Below are 15633 nucleotides of genomic sequence, written 5' to 3' on the forward strand. Positions count from 1 at the left end.
GGCTCGACCTCGAGGGGTAAGACGGGCATGTTTATGCAGGTTCATCCGGGGCTCCTGGAAGGCTGTGTTGGTCGCGCTTCCAGAATTCCGGGAATGCCCCGGATGAACAACCTACTGAGAGATCACAACTATATCTGGCGAACTACTTAATGGTCCCTTCTTTCGCGAAGAGCTAAACGTATGGTTGGCGATGAGGTCTTACTCAATAAGAAGGCTAGCAAATTAGTAACGTTTCTCTGCCATTAAGCAAGCCATACGTATCAAACCCCATTTTGTCACCCTCTACGCCAATGGAGTGTTGAATATCCCGATTTCAGGAAAGTAGATGAAAAATCATCCCAATACCAAAAAATTGCAGGCGTTCGAGACATTTATAAGTGCTTTCGATTTTATGCTATGTGTCGACCTTGAAGCGACATGCGACGAGCTCATGGAGTCCGAGACCCCTCGAGCATTGATCGTAAGGTCAGATGAGATGGAAACTATCGAGATAGGGCTAGCTGTAGTGGATGTGCGAACACTAGAAACAGTTGAGCTCTTTCAGCGCTATGTCCGCCCGATCATTCATCCTACTCTGACAAAATTCTGTACCCGTCTGACCTCAATTAAGCAAGCTGATGTGGATGCCGCCCAAGCATTCCCAGAGGTCGCCACGGAGGTCACTGCTCTCCTACAAAAATATCCTAGTGCATTGTGGGGATCGTGGGGGCATTACGATGCTGACCAGCTTGCGGCTGATGTCCTGAGAGCTAATTGTAGGCCAATACTGCCTGGAGTTGCTTACTTGGACCTAGAGCGGCGCTATTGCGAAATATTCGCATGTTCATCATTAGGGTTAAGGCCCGCAGTCGAAGCGCTTGGCCTGGGTTGGAGCGGCCGGTACCACCGAGGTATCGATGATGCTAGGAACCTCGCCAATATGGTTACGTTACTCTTGAAAAAGGCTCGATGCATCACGTAACTGCTTGTCCCCGGTGCCTAGTGTGCTCCAACCCTAGCTGGTACCCTCCTGTCGATGGGCAACTATGAGCGCTCACTCATTTTGGCCGGGGACTATGGGCAATAGGTTTCGCCGGCTTTTACCCGCGTGGCCCACTAAAATGTTAGGCGATGGACCTTTACGACAGCTGTCGGTTACTATGCTCGGACGCCAACAGAGCGTGAGTGAGGACTTGACCAGTAGGGATGCCGATGTCAGTAGCTGTTATTTTCAAGGATTTTTTATCCAATCTGCGCATTACCAACCACGTAACGATTGAAGATCGTTACGCTGGTATCACTCGTTCGCTGAATAAATACTTTCGAAGGTTGGATTCTGCCGCCAATAACCTCCAGGTAGGCTCGTATGGTCGGTGGACAGCCATCAAAGGCGTTTCCGACCTCGATATGTTGTACATCATGCCTGACAGTGATTGGCATAGGTACAACAAGGAGGGGGGGCAATCGAAGCTGCTTGCAGATACCAAGGCTGCAATCCAGGAACGGTACTCCATGACCACGATTACGGTCGACCGCCTGGTGGTGTGCGTCAAGTTCCAGAATTTCAACGTCGAAGTTCAGCCCGTATTCAAACAAGACGACGGTAGCTTCAAATATCCTGATACGTACAACGGCGGATCGTGGAAGGTCACTAAGCCCAAAGATGAAATCAAGGCTACCAGTAACGTCGATGTTGACCAAAATGGAAACCTGCGGCGCCTTTGCAAAATGCTTCGGGCGTGGAAGAACAAGCATGGTATCGGGATTGGGGGGCTCCTAATCGACACGCTGGCACATAATTTCCTCACGCAGACGGACGATTATGCTGACAAAAGTTTCGCCTCATACGACTGTATGGTCAGAGATTTCTTCTACTACGCATCAAGCCTTCCACAGCAGGAACGTTACGCGGCGCTGGGCAGTCGCCAGCATGTCAAAGTGAAACAGAAGTTTCAAAAGCCGGCCAGACGTGCCTACGAACTTTGCCTGAAGGCCATTGAAGCTGCGGGTAAGGAAAATGAGGGAGAGCGGTGGAAGAAAGTATTTGGTCGCGACTTTCCGACCACACGTACAGCCGCACGTGCCGCTATGGAGTCAATGGCCAAGTCCCATTATACCTTCAGGGACACGGAGGAATTCATTGAGGATCTCGCCCCTATCGATATCCGCTATCCCTTGGTTCTCGACTGTGATGTAGAGCAAAAAGGTTTTAGAGAGTATTTGCTGAGTGAGTTGATTTCACTAGGATTGCCCCTCCAGGCGCGCAAAACTCTAAAATTCAAGATTACTTTAAATAACGTTCCAAAGCCGTACACCGTAAAATGGAAGGTTCTTAATACCGGGCAAGAAGCTGAGAGGCGAGACTGTGTCCGCGGCTACATAACCGACGATCTAGGCTATGAGACAATTCAGGAGTCCACGAGCTTTAAAGGCGACCACTCGGTTGAGTGCTATATCCTAAAGGATGGTGTTGTTGTGGCTCGCAGCGAAATAACTGTACCTATCAGTGAAAATATATGAGCCAGGCGTCCCTACTCAAAAGTATTGCAGATACAGGCTATAACGTTGGCTTTGGGGGGCGCAAGCACTGGGCTACGTATGACATCGTGGACAAAATCCCAGGGTTGATAGGGTTTATTGGTACAGCAGTAGGTATTTTTTCTTTGGTATACGAGTCATTGTCCGCCAAAAATGTTTCTGCGTTTATGGCTGTCTTTGGCGTTATTGGTATTTATATCTCAATTTACGATTCCAAGAAATCGGACTACGAGAAGTCTGCTGTGGAGATAACCAGGATCTTCAATGGGCTGCGTGACCTGTACCGCGAGGTTGAAACTTTGGCGGTAAATACAGACTTTTCCATCTATTGGGAGCGCCTGGCTACATTTGAATCTCAATATTACAATGCTTCCATCAGCAAGCAAATTCTATTCAGCGACTGGTATGCGCACTACAAATTCTTCTGGCAGTATCAAATTGACTGGGTAGCAGCGCAGAAGAGCTTTAGCTTTTGGAGAGATAAAGTGCCGCTTACGGCTTGGCTGGCTATGGCCGTAATTTTTGTGTTGATTGGCACATGCTTCGCTTTTCACATAGACTCAGTCAAGAGCTGTTTTGGTATCGCTTGATCCATTCTCGCGTTTGGAGTAATAGTTGAAAGAGGGCAGATTTATTTTTTCTCCTGCTGTGGAGTTTGCCGCCCTGCCACTTCAATGCTCTGCATGACTCGGTACTTAGAAAAGGCCGAGCATCCACAAAACTGTTGTCCCATTTTCGCCCCCGATTTCACAGTGCGAATCATCAGGGTGCTATCGCATTTCGGGCATTGCCGCTCCGCCGTTGGATCGCTGCGGCGCTTGAGGTTTTGCACATGTTCGCTGTGAGCGGCGAGGGTAGGTGCCCGGCGGCCGGTTTGCAGAGCGTGCAGCATGGATTCGACCTGAGCATCGCTGAGTACCGGCTGCTGGAATGGTCGGATATAACGAATAAAGCCGATGCCATGGGTCACATTGACCGGTATTTCGGTCTTGAAGGTGCTACCGCCAACAAGGGTAATGACCGAATGCAGATGCTCTGTGCTGACGCCTAGGGTTGCTTCCAGCGCTTTGAGGTGCCTGTAGTTCTGCCGCAGCGGATTCTGGAATTTGAAGGTGCGCTTGTAGAGCTTCTGCGTCCACTGCGCCTGGCGCTCGCTGCCAAAGATCCAGCCACTCAGGTTCTTCGTTTCCACCACGAAGATGCCGTAGCGCGACAGGAAGACGTGATCGATCTGGGTGGTGCCGTCAGGCGTAGGCAGGGTGACATTGTGCAGGCGGCGATAGGTCTGCCTGTCGAGTCGCCAGCGGGCGACAAGACGAACTAGCAGCTCACCCAGGTAGCCCTTCATCCAGGGCGACTTGAGCAGGCCGATGACGAAGGCGAGTGGCAGCAGCCAGAACAGCGTCGGCGCAAGGGGCGCCAGGAGGGAGAAGTCCATTTCCCAAGTCCTGCAAGTGACACCGCGAAGGGTAAGACTAGTGCAGGCAAGGGAGCGGAGTGGGATCGTTCGGAATGGATTAGCGACTGGCTTTCGGATAAAGCCCAAATTTCAGGCATAAAAAAAGCCGCGCAACGCGCGGCTCCTGAAAGCTGGTGGGCCCACACGGACTCGAACCGTGGACCAAAGGATTATGAGTCCTCTGCTCTAACCGACTGAGCTATAGGCCCTATAGCGCGGTGGAGTATACCGGGGGTGGCGGGGATCGCCAAACCCTTGTCGGGCATAAAAAAACCGGAGCCTGGGCTCCGGTTTCCTGTACTGCGCTGGCGCCTTACTCGTCGAGGAAGGAGCGCAGGTGTTCGCTGCGGGACGGGTGGCGCAGCTTGCGCAGGGCCTTGGCTTCGATCTGGCGGATACGCTCGCGGGTGACGTCGAACTGCTTGCCCACTTCCTCGAGGGTGTGGTCGGTGTTCATGTCGATGCCGAAGCGCATGCGCAGGACCTTGGCTTCACGGGCGGTGAGGCCAGAGAGCACGTCGCGGGTGGCTTCCTTGAGGCTTTCGCTGGTGGCCACTTCGATCGGGGACTGCATGGTGCTGTCCTCGATGAAATCGCCCAGGTGCGAATCCTCGTCGTCGCCGATGGGCGTCTCCATGGAGATCGGTTCCTTGGCGATCTTGAGCACCTTGCGGATCTTGTCCTCGGGCATCTCCATGCGCTCGCCCAGCTCTTCCGGGGTCGGCTCGCGGCCCATCTCCTGCAGCATCTGGCGGGAGATCCGGTTCAGCTTGTTGATCGTCTCGATCATGTGCACCGGAATCCGGATGGTGCGCGCCTGGTCGGCGATGGAGCGGGTGATGGCCTGGCGAATCCACCAGGTGGCATAGGTGGAGAACTTGTAGCCACGACGGTATTCGAACTTGTCCACCGCCTTCATCAGACCGATGTTGCCTTCCTGGATCAGATCGAGGAATTGCAGACCGCGGTTGGTGTACTTCTTGGCGATGGAGATCACCAGACGCAGGTTCGCCTCGACCATTTCCTTCTTGGCGCGGCGGGCCTTGGCCTCGCCGATGGACATGGCGCGGTTGATGTCCTTGATCTGCGAGACCTTCAGCTCGTAGTCACGCTCCAGCTCGGCCAGTTGGGCCTGCTTGGCCTGGATGTCGGCCTGGAAGCGCTCGAGACCCTCGGCGTACTTGGGCTTGCCCTTGAGCAGGCCGGCGGTCCACTCGGTGTTGGTCTCGTTGCCGGGGAAGTGGCGCAGGAAGTCGGCACGCGGCATGCGCGCATCGCGCACGGCCAGCTGCATGATGGCGCGCTCGAGGCCACGCACACGCTCCAGGGACTCGCGCACGCGGGTCACCAGGGCTTCGTACTGCTTGGGCACCAGCTTGATCGGCGAGAACAGCAGTGCCAGGGCGACGAACTCTTCCACGGCGCGATCGTCGTCGCGGCCGTGCTTCTTCAGCACCTTCTGGGTCTTTTCCAGCTGCTCGGCGACCGCGCCGAAACGCAGGCGAGCCTCTTCCGGATCCGGACCGCCGTCGCCTTCTTCCTCGGCGTCGTCGTCGCTCTCTTCTTCGTCGTCCTTCTCGTCGTCCACGGCCTTGGCATCGGCGGCCTTGTTCGGGACGGGCAGCTCATCGCTCTCGTTCGGCAGGCTGCCGTCGTCGGGATCGATGTAGCCGGCGAGGACGTCGGACAAGCGACCGCCTTCGGTGGTGACGCGGGTGTATTCGCTGAGGATGTAGTCGACGGTGCCCGGGAACTGGGCGATGGCGCCCATGACTTCGCGGATGCCTTCCTCGATGCGCTTGGCGATCTCGATCTCGCCTTCGCGGGTCAGCAGTTCCACGGTACCCATTTCACGCATGTACATGCGCACCGGGTCGGTGGTGCGGCCGACATCGCTCTCCACTGCGGCCAGGGCGGCAGCGGCTTCTTCGGCGGCGGCTTCGTCGGTATCCGTCTCGGCCAGCAGCAGGGCATCGGCGTCCGGCGCGGTCTCGAATACGTTGATCCCCATGTCATTGATCATGCGGATGATGTCTTCCACCTGTTCCGGATCTGAAATATCCTCCGGTAGGTGGTCATTGACCTCCGCGTAAGTCAGGTAACCCTGCTCACGACCGCGGGCGATCAATTCTTTCAGACGGGATTGCTGTTGCGCTTTTCCGGACATAGGTACCCTTCCACTGAAGGCTTAGGCGGGCAAAAATAGCTGAACATTATAGCCGGTTAGACGGTTGTCGTGCCAGTTAGGTCACGGACCCCGCCGGACGGCTGAGGAGTTCGCGTAGGCGGTCCTTGTCTTCGGAGCTCAGTTCGCTCTGTCGCGCCTTGCGTAGGAGTTGCTCCAGCAGGCGATCACGCTGGCTGGCGGCTAACCTCGTTATGGTGTCGAAAAACTGTTGTTCAAGGTTGTCCCCGGTAATCAGCCATTCTTTTTCTGCCAGAGCGCGCAGCAGTCGACCCTGTTCGGTGCCGTGCCAGCGGGCGATGAGCGCCAGGGTGCTCTGCCCGGGCTTCTTCTGCAGCGCCTCGACCAGGGCGACCAGCAACTGGGCGTATTGATCACTTTCCTCGGCCAGGTTGCGGGCGTCCTGCACCGCCTGGGCCAGGGTCGGGTGGTGCAGCAGGCTGCGCAGCGCGGCCAGCACCGGGGTCTCCACCTTGACCGGTGGCTGACGGGGAGGGCGCTCGCCGCCACCCTTGCCGTTGAAATCCTTTTTCCAGCCCTTGCCGTCGCGCCCGCCCTTGCCTTCGCGGCGGGGCGTCCACTGCTGCTGCGCCGGGGCTTCCTCGGCATGGGCATAGGCGTAGTCGCCATAGTCCGGGGGCGGGGCATCCTGCGGCGGGGCGGACGGCGCCAGCTGGCTCAGCGCATCGTTGCCGAGGCCGGTGAGTTCGCTCAGGCGCTGGCGCATCAGCAGGCGCAGGTTGTTGCCAGGAATCTTCTCGATCAGCGGCGCCGCCAGGGTGGCCAGGTGCGCCTTGCCTTCCAGGGTCGCCGGATCGGCTTCGATCATCAGTTGCTGGAAGAAATACTCGGCCAACGGCTGGGCCTGCTGGACGAAGCGCGCCTGGAAGGCGTCGGCGCCCTCGGCGCGCACCAGGGTATCCGGGTCCTCGCCCTCGGGCAGGAACAGGAAGCGCACCCGGAAGCCGTCCTTGAGCACCGGCAGGGCTGATTCCAGGGCGCGCCAGGCGGCGCTGCGGCCGGCCTGGTCGCCGTCGAAGCAGAACAGGATGCTCGGCACGATGCGGAACAGCCGCTTGATGTGCTCTTCGCTGGTGGCGGTGCCCAGGGTGGCCACGGCATTGCGGATGCCTTGCTGGGCCAGGGCGATGACGTCCATGTAGCCTTCCACGACGAGGATCTCGTCCAGGTCGCGATTGTGCTTGCGCGCCTCGAACAGGCCATAGAGTTCCTGGCCCTTGTGGAACACCGGGGTCTCCGGCGAGTTGAGGTACTTGGGCTTGTCGTCGCCCAGCACCCGGCCGCCAAAGGCGATGACCCGGCCCCGGCTGTCGCGGATCGGAAAGATCACCCGGTCGCGAAAACGATCGTAACGCTTGCCGCTTTCGGCGTTCTCCACCAGCAGGCCGGCGTCGAGCATGGCCTTCTGCTGCAGGTCGTCGCCGCCCAGGTGCTTGCCCAGGTTGTCCCAGCCCGGCGGGGCGAAGCCCAGGCCGAAATCGCGGGCGATCTCGCCGGTGAGGCCGCGCTTCTTCAGGTAGTCGACCGCCGCCTGGCGCTTGGGGTGGTTGCGCAGCGCCAGGCGATAGTATTCGGCGGCAGCGGCCAATAGCGGGTAGAGCGGGGAGTCCGTGGGTTGCCGCGGCTTGCGTCGACCACCGCTCTCTTCGCGCGGCACGTCCACGCCGGCCTTCTTGGCCAGCTCCTCGACCGCCTCGGGGAATTCGAGGTTGTCGTGGTCCATGATGAAGCCCAGGGCGTTGCCGCCGGCACCGCAGCCGAAGCAGTAGTAGAACTGCTTGTCGGGGCTGACGCTGAAGGAGGGCGTCTTCTCGTTATGGAAGGGGCAGCAGGCCATCCAGTTCTTGCCGGCCTTCTTGAGCTTCACCCGCGCGCCCACCACCTCGACGATGTCGGTGCGATTGAGCAGGTCGTCGATGAAGCCTTGCGGGATAAGTCCGGCCATGATCAGCGTCTGGATAGAGGAGCGAAGAGCGGAGGATGGAGCGAGGAGGGCAGTCTAGCGCCAGAGTGCGCCAGGGCGAAGCGGGAAGGCCAGAAACAGACAACCCGACCAGAGGTCGGGTTGTTTGATGACGCCAGAGGAGCGCTGTAACTCAGTACAGACGCTCGCGACGGCGCTGCTCGCGCTGTACTTTCTTGGCGTGGCGCTTGACCGCGGCAGCAGCTTTACGCTTGCGCTCGGCGGTGGGCTTTTCGTAGAACTCGCGGCTACGCACTTCGGCCAGTACACCGGCCTTCTCGCAGGAACGCTTGAAACGACGCAGCGCTACGTCGAAGGGTTCGTTTTCTTTGACTTTGACGTTGGGCATCCAGGTCGTACCTTCAAATTTACCGAGGTTTAATCCAACGCTAGCGGCAAAAGGGCACGGGAAGCGTCGGTTTTTAAGGGTTGCGGATAGTAACGCTTCAACTGCCCCGCTGCCAAGCCCCGGCGGACGAAAAGCGCTGGCCGGTGCTGGAAGCGGCGCTTATCATGCGCAGCCTGACATTCTATACCCTCGAAGGCTTATCTCCATGCGTGTTCTGGGACTGGAAACGTCCTGCGATGAAACCGGCGTCGCCCTCTACGACAGCGAGCGCGGCCTGCTGGCCGATGCGCTGTTCAGCCAGATCGATCTGCACCGCGTCTACGGTGGCGTGGTACCGGAGCTGGCCTCGCGCGATCACGTCAAGCGCATGCTGCCGCTGATCCGCGAAGTGCTGGACGCGGCGGGCAGCCGTCCCGCGGACGTAGGCGCCATCGCCTACACCGCCGGCCCCGGCCTGGTCGGCGCCCTGCTGGTGGGCGCGGCCTGTGCCCAGGCGCTGGCGCTGGCCTGGGGCGTGCCGGCCCTGGGCGTCCACCACATGGAAGGTCATCTGCTGGCGCCCATGCTCGAAGAGCAGCCGCCGCAATTTCCCTTCGTCGCCCTGCTGGTCTCCGGTGGCCATACCCAGCTGGTGCAGGTCGATGGCATCGGCCGCTACAGCGTGCTGGGCGAGTCCCTGGACGATGCCGCCGGCGAAGCCTTCGACAAGACCGCCAAGCTACTAGGCCTGAGCTATCCCGGTGGACCGGAGATCGCCCGCCTGGCCGAGCGCGGCGTGGCGGGGCGCTTCGTCTTTCCGCGCCCCATGACCGATCGGCCCGGCCTGGAATTCAGCTTCAGCGGCCTCAAGACCTTTACCCTCACCACCTGGCAGCGCTGCCGGGCGGCCGGTGACGACAGCGAGCAGACCCGCTGCGACATCGCCCTGGCCTTCCAGACGGCGGTGGTCGAGACCCTGGCGATCAAGTGCAAGCGCGCGCTGAAGCAGACCGGGCTCAAGTCGCTGGTGATCGCCGGTGGCGTCAGCGCCAACCGCGCGCTGCGCGAGAACCTGGAGCAGATGCTCGGCGAACTGGGTGGTCACGTCTTCTATGCGCGGCCGCGCTTCTGCACCGACAACGGTGCCATGATCGCCTATGCCGGTTGCCAGCGGCTGCTGGCCGGCCAGCAGGAAGGCCCGGCCATCGCCGTCAAGGCGCGCTGGCCCATGGAGCAGCTGGCGGCGCTCTGAGACGGGCGGAGGGCGCCAGCGGGCAATCCCCGGACGGCGCCAGGGTCAAAAATGACGCTCGGTCCCCTGGCGCAGGGCGCGCAGGTTGTGGCGGTGGCGAATCAGGATGAGCAGGGCGAGCAGCAGCATCGGCGCCAGCAGGTCCGGACGTTGCCAGGCGAACAGCGGCAGGATGCCGAGCACCGCGACCAGGGACGCCAGGGAAGCGATCCTCAGGCTGGCGAATACCGCGGCCCAGAGCACCAGCCCTAGCAGCGCCGCTGGCGGATAAAGGCCGAGCAGCAGCCCGGCCGCCGTGGCGACGCCCTTGCCACCGCGGAAATGGAAGTACAGCGGATAGAGATGGCCGACCACGGCGGCCAGCCCGATCCAGGCCTGCTGCAGGGGTGCAAGCCCCACTTGCTGGGCGATCAGTACGGGGATCAGGCTCTTGCTCAGGTCGCCGGCGAGGGTCAGCAGGGCCAGCTTGCGTCCGGCTAGGCGCAGCATGTTGCTGGCGCCGGGATTGCCGGAGCCGTCGTGACGCGGGTCGCGGGTGCCGAACAGGCGACTGAGCAGCACGGCGAAGGACAGCGAGCCCAGCAGATAGGCCAGCAGGAGCAGCAGCCAGAACATGGTAGGGTTCCGCGCCAGGAGAAGGCTCGATTCTACCGACAGCCCGCCGCCCGACGATAGGCCGGCGGTGACGATCACACAGAGCACGACAAAGGTGCGAGGCAAAGGCAGTGGACAAGGTTTTCATCGAGGGACTCGAGGTCGACACCGTGATAGGGGTGTACGACTGGGAGCGTGACATCCGCCAGTGCCTGCGCATCGATGTCACCATGGGCTGGGACATCCGCGCGGCGGCGGCGAACGACGAACTCGAGCACACCCTGAACTACGCGGCAGTGGCCGAGCGCATCACCGCCTTCGCCCACGAGACCGCCTTCGAATTGGTCGAGACCTTTGCCGAGCGCCTGGCCGCCCTGCTGCAGGCGGAATTCAAGCTGCCCTGGCTGCGCCTGCGCATCACCAAGCCCGGCGCGGTGCCGACCGCCCGTGGCGTGGGCGTGGAGATCGAGCGGGGGCAGGCGTGACCGGGGTCTATCTGGGGCTGGGCAGCAACATCCAGCGCGAGCAGCACCTGGGCATGGCCCTGGACGAACTCGCCGAGCTGCTGACCGATCTGCACTGCTCGCCGGTGTTCGAAAGCGAGGCAGTGGGCATCCGCAGTGCGCCCTTCTTCAATCTCGTCGTAGCCGGCGACACCGACCTCGATCCCGCCACCTTGAGTCAGAGACTCAAGGCCATCGAAACCCGCAGCGGGCGCTATGCGGCGGATCGCCAGGGTCTACCGCTGGATATCGACATCCTGCTGCACGGCGACCTGACCGGCGAGTTCGCCGGCCTGACCCTGCCGCGCGCCGAGATCCTGCGCAACGCCTTCGTGCTCTGGCCACTGGCCCTGCTGGCCGGAGAACGACGGCATCCGGACAACGGTCGGCGCTTTGACGAGCTGTGGCAGGAGATGCGTGGCCAGACCACCCAGGTGCTGCGACCGGTGGCGTTCCGCTGGCAGGATGTCGAGCTGACACCGGCGACGCTGCTCGACGCCGATCGGGTATAGCGCGGCAGTCGTTGGGCTTCGCTGCGCTCAACCCAATCTACGGCAGCTCTTCCCTCCTCTCCCTTTGGGAGAGGGCTGGGGTGAGGGCACGCCTCGCGAAGACCCCCCAATGGAAAAGGCTGCGCCGTTTTCCACGCTACGGCTCTGCCGTAGGTTGGGTTGAGACAGCTCCATCGTCGAAGCCCAACGGTGCTCCGTGGTTGAGGTGTTAGGCTGCGCCGCGCTCAACCCAACCTACGAAAGCTGCGCCAGGGCCTCGATGCGGGCTTGCTTGAGGGCCTCGCCCAGGGCGGCACCCTTGAAGCCCTGGGCGACCAGCGGCTGGACCGCGACCCCGCGCACTACCTCGGCCGCCTGACGCAGCAGCGCCAGCGGTGGCTCGCCCTCGGCGGGCCTGACCGCTGCGGCACAGGCGCAGGCCTGGAGGAACTCCTCGAAGCGCGCCGGGCGGCGCAGCACGTCGAAGCCCTGCAGCAGCTCGAACCAGGCCTCCGGGGTCAGCTGTCGGGCCTGCAGCGCCGTGGGCCAGTGGCGCGCCAGCAGCAAGGCCAGCTCGGCGGGATCACGTGGCACCTTGAGGCGGGCGTTGAGGGCGGCGTGCTGCTCTGCCGGTACGTCCAGCAGCAGGCAGGCCCAGCGCACGTTCAGCGAGGCCTGGACCTCGGCGCTCTGGCGCAGGATGGCATAGACCCGGGCACCCGGCTCGGGCTGCTCGCCGGCGAAGCCGGCAGCCACCTCCGGCAGCAGCGCGGCCAGGGCGCCGCAGTCGTGAAGCACCCGAATGAAGACATCGGGTCGCTCTTCGAGCAGGGCGCGTGAGATTTCCTTCCACAGTCGCTCGGCGGTCAGGGCATCCAGCTCGCCACTGGCGACCATGTCCTGCATCAGCAGCAGCGTCTCGGGCGCCACCTGAAAACCCAGGCTGCAATAGCGGGCGGCGAAGCGGGCGACCCGTAGCACGCGCAGCGGATCCTCGGCGAAGGCGGGAGAGACGTGGCGCAACAGGCGCGCCTGGAGATCCGCGCGCCCGCCATAGGGATCTATGACCTGGCCGTGGTCGTCTTCGGCCATGGCGTTAACGGTCAGGTCACGGCGGATCAGATCCTGCTCCAGGGTGACATCGGGCGCGGCGTGAAAGGTGAAACCGCCATAGCCACGCCCGCTCTTGCGTTCGGTGCGGGCCAGGGCGTATTCCTCGCCGGTCTGGGGATGCAGAAAAACCGGGAAGTCGGCGCCCACCGGGCGATAGCCCTGGGCGGCGAGGGCTTCGGCGGTAGCGCCCACCACGACCCAGTCGACCTCCGTTACCGGGCGACCGAGCAGGCGATCCCGTACGGCACCGCCCACCTTGTAGATTTGCATAGAAAAAGACCTCCTTGCGGAGGTCTAGGATAGCCCGAAAGACTGGCTCGGCTCAGATCGGCGAAGCCAGATCCAGACGCCGGTCGTGATCGCGGCTCTCGTGGCGGGGTGGAACCTGGAAGCTCTGGGTGACGTCTTCGCCCCTCATGCTTTCCAAACGGATATCGAAACCCCAGAGTCGGTGCAGGTGCTTGAGCACCTCGTCCGTGGAGTTGCCCAGCGGCTTGCGGTCATGCTGGAAGTGGCGAAGGGTGAGCGAACGATCGCCACGCCGATCGACATTCCAGATCTGCACATTGGGCTCGCGATTGCCCAGGTTGTACTGGGCGGCGAGTTGCTCGCGGATCAGCCGATAACCGCCGTCGTCGTGGATGGCCGCCACCTCCAGTTCGTCGCGCTGATCGTCATCGAGGATGCTGAACAGCTTGAGGTCGCGGATCACCTTGGGCGAGAGGTACTGCAGGATGAAGCTCTCGTCCTTGAAGCTCTTCATGGCGAAGGTGACGGTGGCCAGCCAGTCGCTGCCGGCGATCTCGGGGAACCAGCGGCGGTCTTCGTCCGTAGGGTCCTCGCAGATGCGGCGGATGTCGCGGAACATGGCGAAGCCCAGGGTGTAGGGATTGATGCCGCTGTAGTAGGGGCTGTCGAAGCCCGGCTGGTAGATCACCCCGGCGTGGGATTGCAGGAATTCGAACATGAAGCCTTCGGTGACCAGACCCTCGTCGTAGAGATCGTTGAGCAGGGTGTAGTGCCAGAAGGTGGCCCAGCCCTCGTTCATCACCTGGGTCTGGCGCTGGGGATAGAAGTACTGGGCGATCTTGCGCACGATACGGATCACCTCGCGCTGCCAGGGCTCCAGCAGCGGCGCGTGCTTTTCCACGAAATAGAGGATGTTTTCCTGGGGTTCGCTGGGGAAGCGCGCACCCTCGTCGTGGGCTTCCTTGCCGGCCATCTTGGGAATGGTCCGCCAGAGGTCGTTGACCTGACGCTGCAGCTGCTCCTCGCGCTCCTTCTGTCGCTGGCGCTCCTCGGCGGCGGAGATGGGATAGGGCCGCTTGTAGCGGTCCACCCCGTAGTTCATCAGCGCATGGCAGGAATCCAGCAGTTCTTCCACGGCATCGATGCCATGGCGTTCCTCGCACTGGGTGATGTACTGCTTGGCGAACACCAGGTAGTCGATGATGGAGCTGGCATCGGTCCAGGTGCGGAACAGGTAGTTGCCCTTGAAGAAGCTGTTGTGGCCATAGCAGGCATGGGCGATCACCAGCGCCTGCATGGTCATGGTGTTCTCTTCCATGAGGTAGGCGATGCAGGGATCGGAGTTGATCACGATCTCGTAGGCCAGCCCCATCTGGCCCCGGCTGTAGTGCTTCTCGGTGTGCAGGAAGTGCTTGCCATAGGACCAGTGGTTGTAGCCGATGGGCATCCCGACGGAGGCGTAGGCGTCCATCATCTGCTCGGCGGTGATCACCTCGATCTGGTTGGGATAGGTGTCCAGCGCATAGCGCTTGGCGATCCGGGCGATCTCCCGGTCATAGGTCTGGATCAGCTCGAAGGTCCATTCCGAGCCGGTGGAGATGGGCTCACGTTTCATGACACGAGTCTCCGCTGGAACAGTTCGCGGAACACGGGATAGATATCCCCCGCCGAGACGATCTGCTGCTGCGAGAAGGAATCCGGAAAGCTGCCCCGGACGTTCTCGTATTCGTACCACAGCGCCTGGTGCTCGCGCGGGGTGATTTCCACATAGGTGTAGTACTGCATGAACGGCAGGATCTGCTTGGTCAGGATCTCCCGGCAGATGGGCGAGTCGTCGTTCCAGTTGTCGCCGTCGGAGGCCTGGGCGGCATAGAGATTCCATTCGTTGACCGGATAGCGCGCGGCCATGACTTCCTGCATCAGCTTGAGGGCGCTGGAGACGATGGTGCCGCCGGTTTCCCGGGAGTAGAAGAACTCTTCCTCGTCCACTTCCTTGGCGCTGGTGTGGTGGCGGATGAACACCACCTCGATGCGCTCGTAGTTCCGCTTGAGAAAGAGGTAGAGCAGGATGTAGAAGCGCTTGGCGATGTCCTTGGTCGCCTGGGTCATGGAGCCGGAGACGTCCATCAGGCAGAACATCACCGCCTTAGAGCTGGGGCTGGGTTGCTTGGACAGCAGGTTGTACTTGAGGTCGAAGGTGTCGAGGAAGGGCACCTTGTCGATACGGGCGCGCAACCGCTCGATCTCGGCCTCCAGCGCCTGGATGTCACCGAGGTTGTCGGGTTCTTCCACCCGCAGGCGCGCCAGTTCGGCCTTGGCTTCGCGCAGCTTGTTGCGGCTGCCGCCGGAGAGGGCGATGCGCCGGGCATGGGAGGCACGCAGGGTGCGGATGATGTTGATGCGGGCGGGGTTGCCCTCGTTGCTGATGCCGGCGCGGACCGTCTTGAAGGTGTCGGTGCCGGTCAGCTGCTTCTTGACCAGGTTGGGCAGCTCCAGATCCTCGAACATGAAGTCGAGGAATTCGTCCTGGGTGATCTGGAAGGCGAATTCGTCCATGCCTTCGCCGCTGTTGCTGGCCTTGCCCTGGCCCTGACCACCGCCGCCGCCCTGAGGGCGCGGGATGCGTTCGCCGCTGACGAATTCCTTGTTGCCCGGATGGACGATGGTCTGGCGTCCGCCCTTGCCCTGGTACAGCGCGGGTTCGTCGATGTCGCGGGCAGGAATGCTGATCTGCTCGCCGTGCTCCATGTCGGTGATGGAGCGCCGACTCACGGCTTCCTCGACCGCCTTCTTGATGTGCTCACGATAACGCCGCAGAAAACGCGTGCGATTCACCGTGCTCTTGTTCTTGCCGTTTAGACGCCGGTCGATGACATAACTCATACAGGCCCTCCGGGCTATTGCAGGACGCCACGACGACGCGGCAGGCGCGTCGTCGCGGGTTCAGCCTCAGGCTGC

At 61.4% G+C, this 15633-nt stretch carries 14 protein-coding genes and 1 tRNA gene; 6 read left to right on the forward strand and 9 right to left on the reverse strand.

Going from position 1 to position 15633, the window contains the following annotated elements:
* Positions 1–325 precede the first annotated feature (325 nt).
* The 3 genes from CFE50_RS20415 (at position 326) to CFE50_RS20425 (ending at position 3107) form a co-directional block, all read left to right on the forward strand.
* On the forward strand, positions 326–961 hold the full coding sequence (locus CFE50_RS20415; protein ID WP_286737085.1) for a 3'-5' exonuclease: 636 nt from the start codon (positions 326–328) through the stop codon (positions 959–961).
* Between the two features lie 230 nt (positions 962–1191).
* Positions 1192–2499 carry a nucleotide-binding domain-containing protein gene (locus CFE50_RS20420; protein ID WP_286737086.1) on the forward strand — a complete coding sequence of 436 codons (1308 nt, stop codon included), beginning with the start codon at positions 1192–1194 and terminating at the stop codon, positions 2497–2499.
* On the forward strand, positions 2496–3107 hold the full coding sequence (locus tag CFE50_RS20425) for an SLATT domain-containing protein (RefSeq protein WP_286737087.1): 612 nt from the start codon (positions 2496–2498) through the stop codon (positions 3105–3107). The genes CFE50_RS20420 and CFE50_RS20425 overlap by 4 nt, the downstream gene beginning before the upstream one ends.
* A 41-nt stretch (positions 3108–3148) precedes the next feature.
* Here the strand turns inward: CFE50_RS20425 and CFE50_RS20430 are convergent, their stop codons facing one another.
* The 5 genes from CFE50_RS20430 to rpsU form a co-directional block, all read right to left on the reverse strand.
* Positions 3149–3955, reverse strand: a complete 807-nt coding sequence (locus CFE50_RS20430; RefSeq protein ID WP_286737088.1) for a nuclease-related domain-containing protein — start codon at positions 3953–3955, stop codon at positions 3149–3151.
* 153 nt (positions 3956–4108) lie between these two features.
* A tRNA-Ile gene (locus CFE50_RS20435) sits at positions 4109–4185 on the reverse strand.
* Positions 4186–4289: 104 nt separating this feature from the next.
* Positions 4290–6143, reverse strand: coding sequence for an RNA polymerase sigma factor RpoD (gene rpoD / locus CFE50_RS20440; RefSeq protein WP_027597508.1), 1854 nt, complete (start codon positions 6141–6143; stop codon positions 4290–4292).
* Positions 6144–6219: 76 nt separating this feature from the next.
* Positions 6220–8127, reverse strand: coding sequence for a DNA primase (gene dnaG, locus CFE50_RS20445; protein ID WP_286737089.1), 1908 nt, complete (start codon positions 8125–8127; stop codon positions 6220–6222).
* Positions 8128–8278: 151 nt separating this feature from the next.
* Positions 8279–8494 (reverse strand): 30S ribosomal protein S21, encoded by a 216-nt coding sequence (gene rpsU, locus CFE50_RS20450; protein ID WP_007159750.1) that lies wholly within the window; start codon positions 8492–8494, stop codon positions 8279–8281.
* A 205-nt stretch (positions 8495–8699) separates the two neighbouring features.
* Here rpsU and tsaD point away from each other — a divergent pair, with 205 nt between their 5' ends.
* Complete coding sequence (gene tsaD / locus CFE50_RS20455; protein WP_286737090.1) at positions 8700–9725, forward strand: tRNA (adenosine(37)-N6)-threonylcarbamoyltransferase complex transferase subunit TsaD; 1026 nt, start codon at positions 8700–8702, stop codon at positions 9723–9725.
* 45 nt (positions 9726–9770) lie between these two features.
* Here tsaD and plsY read toward each other — a convergent pair whose 3' ends face one another.
* On the reverse strand, positions 9771–10340 hold the full coding sequence (gene plsY, locus CFE50_RS20460; RefSeq protein WP_286737091.1) for a glycerol-3-phosphate 1-O-acyltransferase PlsY: 570 nt from the start codon (positions 10338–10340) through the stop codon (positions 9771–9773).
* Between the two features lie 110 nt (positions 10341–10450).
* Between plsY and folB the strand changes: the two genes are divergently transcribed.
* Together folB and folK are read left to right on the forward strand one after the other, a co-directional pair.
* On the forward strand, positions 10451–10804 hold the full coding sequence (folB, locus tag CFE50_RS20465; RefSeq protein ID WP_286737092.1) for a dihydroneopterin aldolase: 354 nt from the start codon (positions 10451–10453) through the stop codon (positions 10802–10804).
* Positions 10801–11334 carry a 2-amino-4-hydroxy-6-hydroxymethyldihydropteridine diphosphokinase gene (folK, locus tag CFE50_RS20470; RefSeq protein ID WP_286737093.1) on the forward strand — a complete coding sequence of 178 codons (534 nt, stop codon included), beginning with the start codon at positions 10801–10803 and terminating at the stop codon, positions 11332–11334. The genes folB and folK overlap by 4 nt, the downstream gene beginning before the upstream one ends.
* Before the next feature lie 234 nt (positions 11335–11568).
* On the opposite strand, the gene CFE50_RS20475 is transcribed toward folK, so the two are convergent.
* From CFE50_RS20475 to CFE50_RS20485, 3 genes are read right to left on the reverse strand one after another with little or no spacing between them, the layout of a single operon-like run.
* Positions 11569–12696, reverse strand: a complete 1128-nt coding sequence (locus CFE50_RS20475; RefSeq protein WP_286737094.1) for a multifunctional CCA addition/repair protein — start codon at positions 12694–12696, stop codon at positions 11569–11571.
* A 52-nt stretch (positions 12697–12748) separates the two neighbouring features.
* A complete protein-coding gene (locus CFE50_RS20480) occupies positions 12749–14290 on the reverse strand; it encodes a SpoVR family protein (protein ID WP_241807798.1) in 1542 nt (513 codons plus the stop codon).
* Positions 14287–15558, reverse strand: coding sequence for a YeaH/YhbH family protein (locus CFE50_RS20485; RefSeq protein ID WP_007159743.1), 1272 nt, complete (start codon positions 15556–15558; stop codon positions 14287–14289). The genes CFE50_RS20480 and CFE50_RS20485 overlap by 4 nt, the downstream gene beginning before the upstream one ends.
* Positions 15559–15633 lie beyond the last annotated feature (75 nt).

It is taken from the genome of Pseudomonas sp. PGPPP4 (genome assembly GCF_002256045.1).
In the GTDB taxonomy this organism is placed as follows: domain Bacteria; phylum Pseudomonadota; class Gammaproteobacteria; order Pseudomonadales; family Pseudomonadaceae; genus Chryseomonas; species Chryseomonas oryzihabitans.

Coding starts and splice junctions, on each gene's coding strand:
- CFE50_RS20485 (WP_007159743.1), bottom strand. CDS start 15,558: ATGAGTTATGTCATCGACCGGCGTCTAAACGGCAAGAACAAGAGCACG.
- CFE50_RS20420 (WP_286737086.1), top strand. CDS start 1,192: ATGTCAGTAGCTGTTATTTTCAAGGATTTTTTATCCAATCTGCGCATT.
- plsY (WP_286737091.1), bottom strand. CDS start 10,340: ATGTTCTGGCTGCTGCTCCTGCTGGCCTATCTGCTGGGCTCGCTGTCC.
- CFE50_RS20430 (WP_286737088.1), bottom strand. CDS start 3,955: ATGGACTTCTCCCTCCTGGCGCCCCTTGCGCCGACGCTGTTCTGGCTG.
- rpoD (WP_027597508.1), bottom strand. CDS start 6,143: ATGTCCGGAAAAGCGCAACAGCAATCCCGTCTGAAAGAATTGATCGCC.
- CFE50_RS20475 (WP_286737094.1), bottom strand. CDS start 12,696: ATGCAAATCTACAAGGTGGGCGGTGCCGTACGGGATCGCCTGCTCGGT.
- dnaG (WP_286737089.1), bottom strand. CDS start 8,127: ATGGCCGGACTTATCCCGCAAGGCTTCATCGACGACCTGCTCAATCGC.
- CFE50_RS20480 (WP_241807798.1), bottom strand. CDS start 14,290: ATGAAACGTGAGCCCATCTCCACCGGCTCGGAATGGACCTTCGAGCTG.
- CFE50_RS20415 (WP_286737085.1), top strand. CDS start 326: ATGAAAAATCATCCCAATACCAAAAAATTGCAGGCGTTCGAGACATTT.
- CFE50_RS20425 (WP_286737087.1), top strand. CDS start 2,496: ATGAGCCAGGCGTCCCTACTCAAAAGTATTGCAGATACAGGCTATAAC.
- tsaD (WP_286737090.1), top strand. CDS start 8,700: ATGCGTGTTCTGGGACTGGAAACGTCCTGCGATGAAACCGGCGTCGCC.
- rpsU (WP_007159750.1), bottom strand. CDS start 8,494: ATGCCCAACGTCAAAGTCAAAGAAAACGAACCCTTCGACGTAGCGCTG.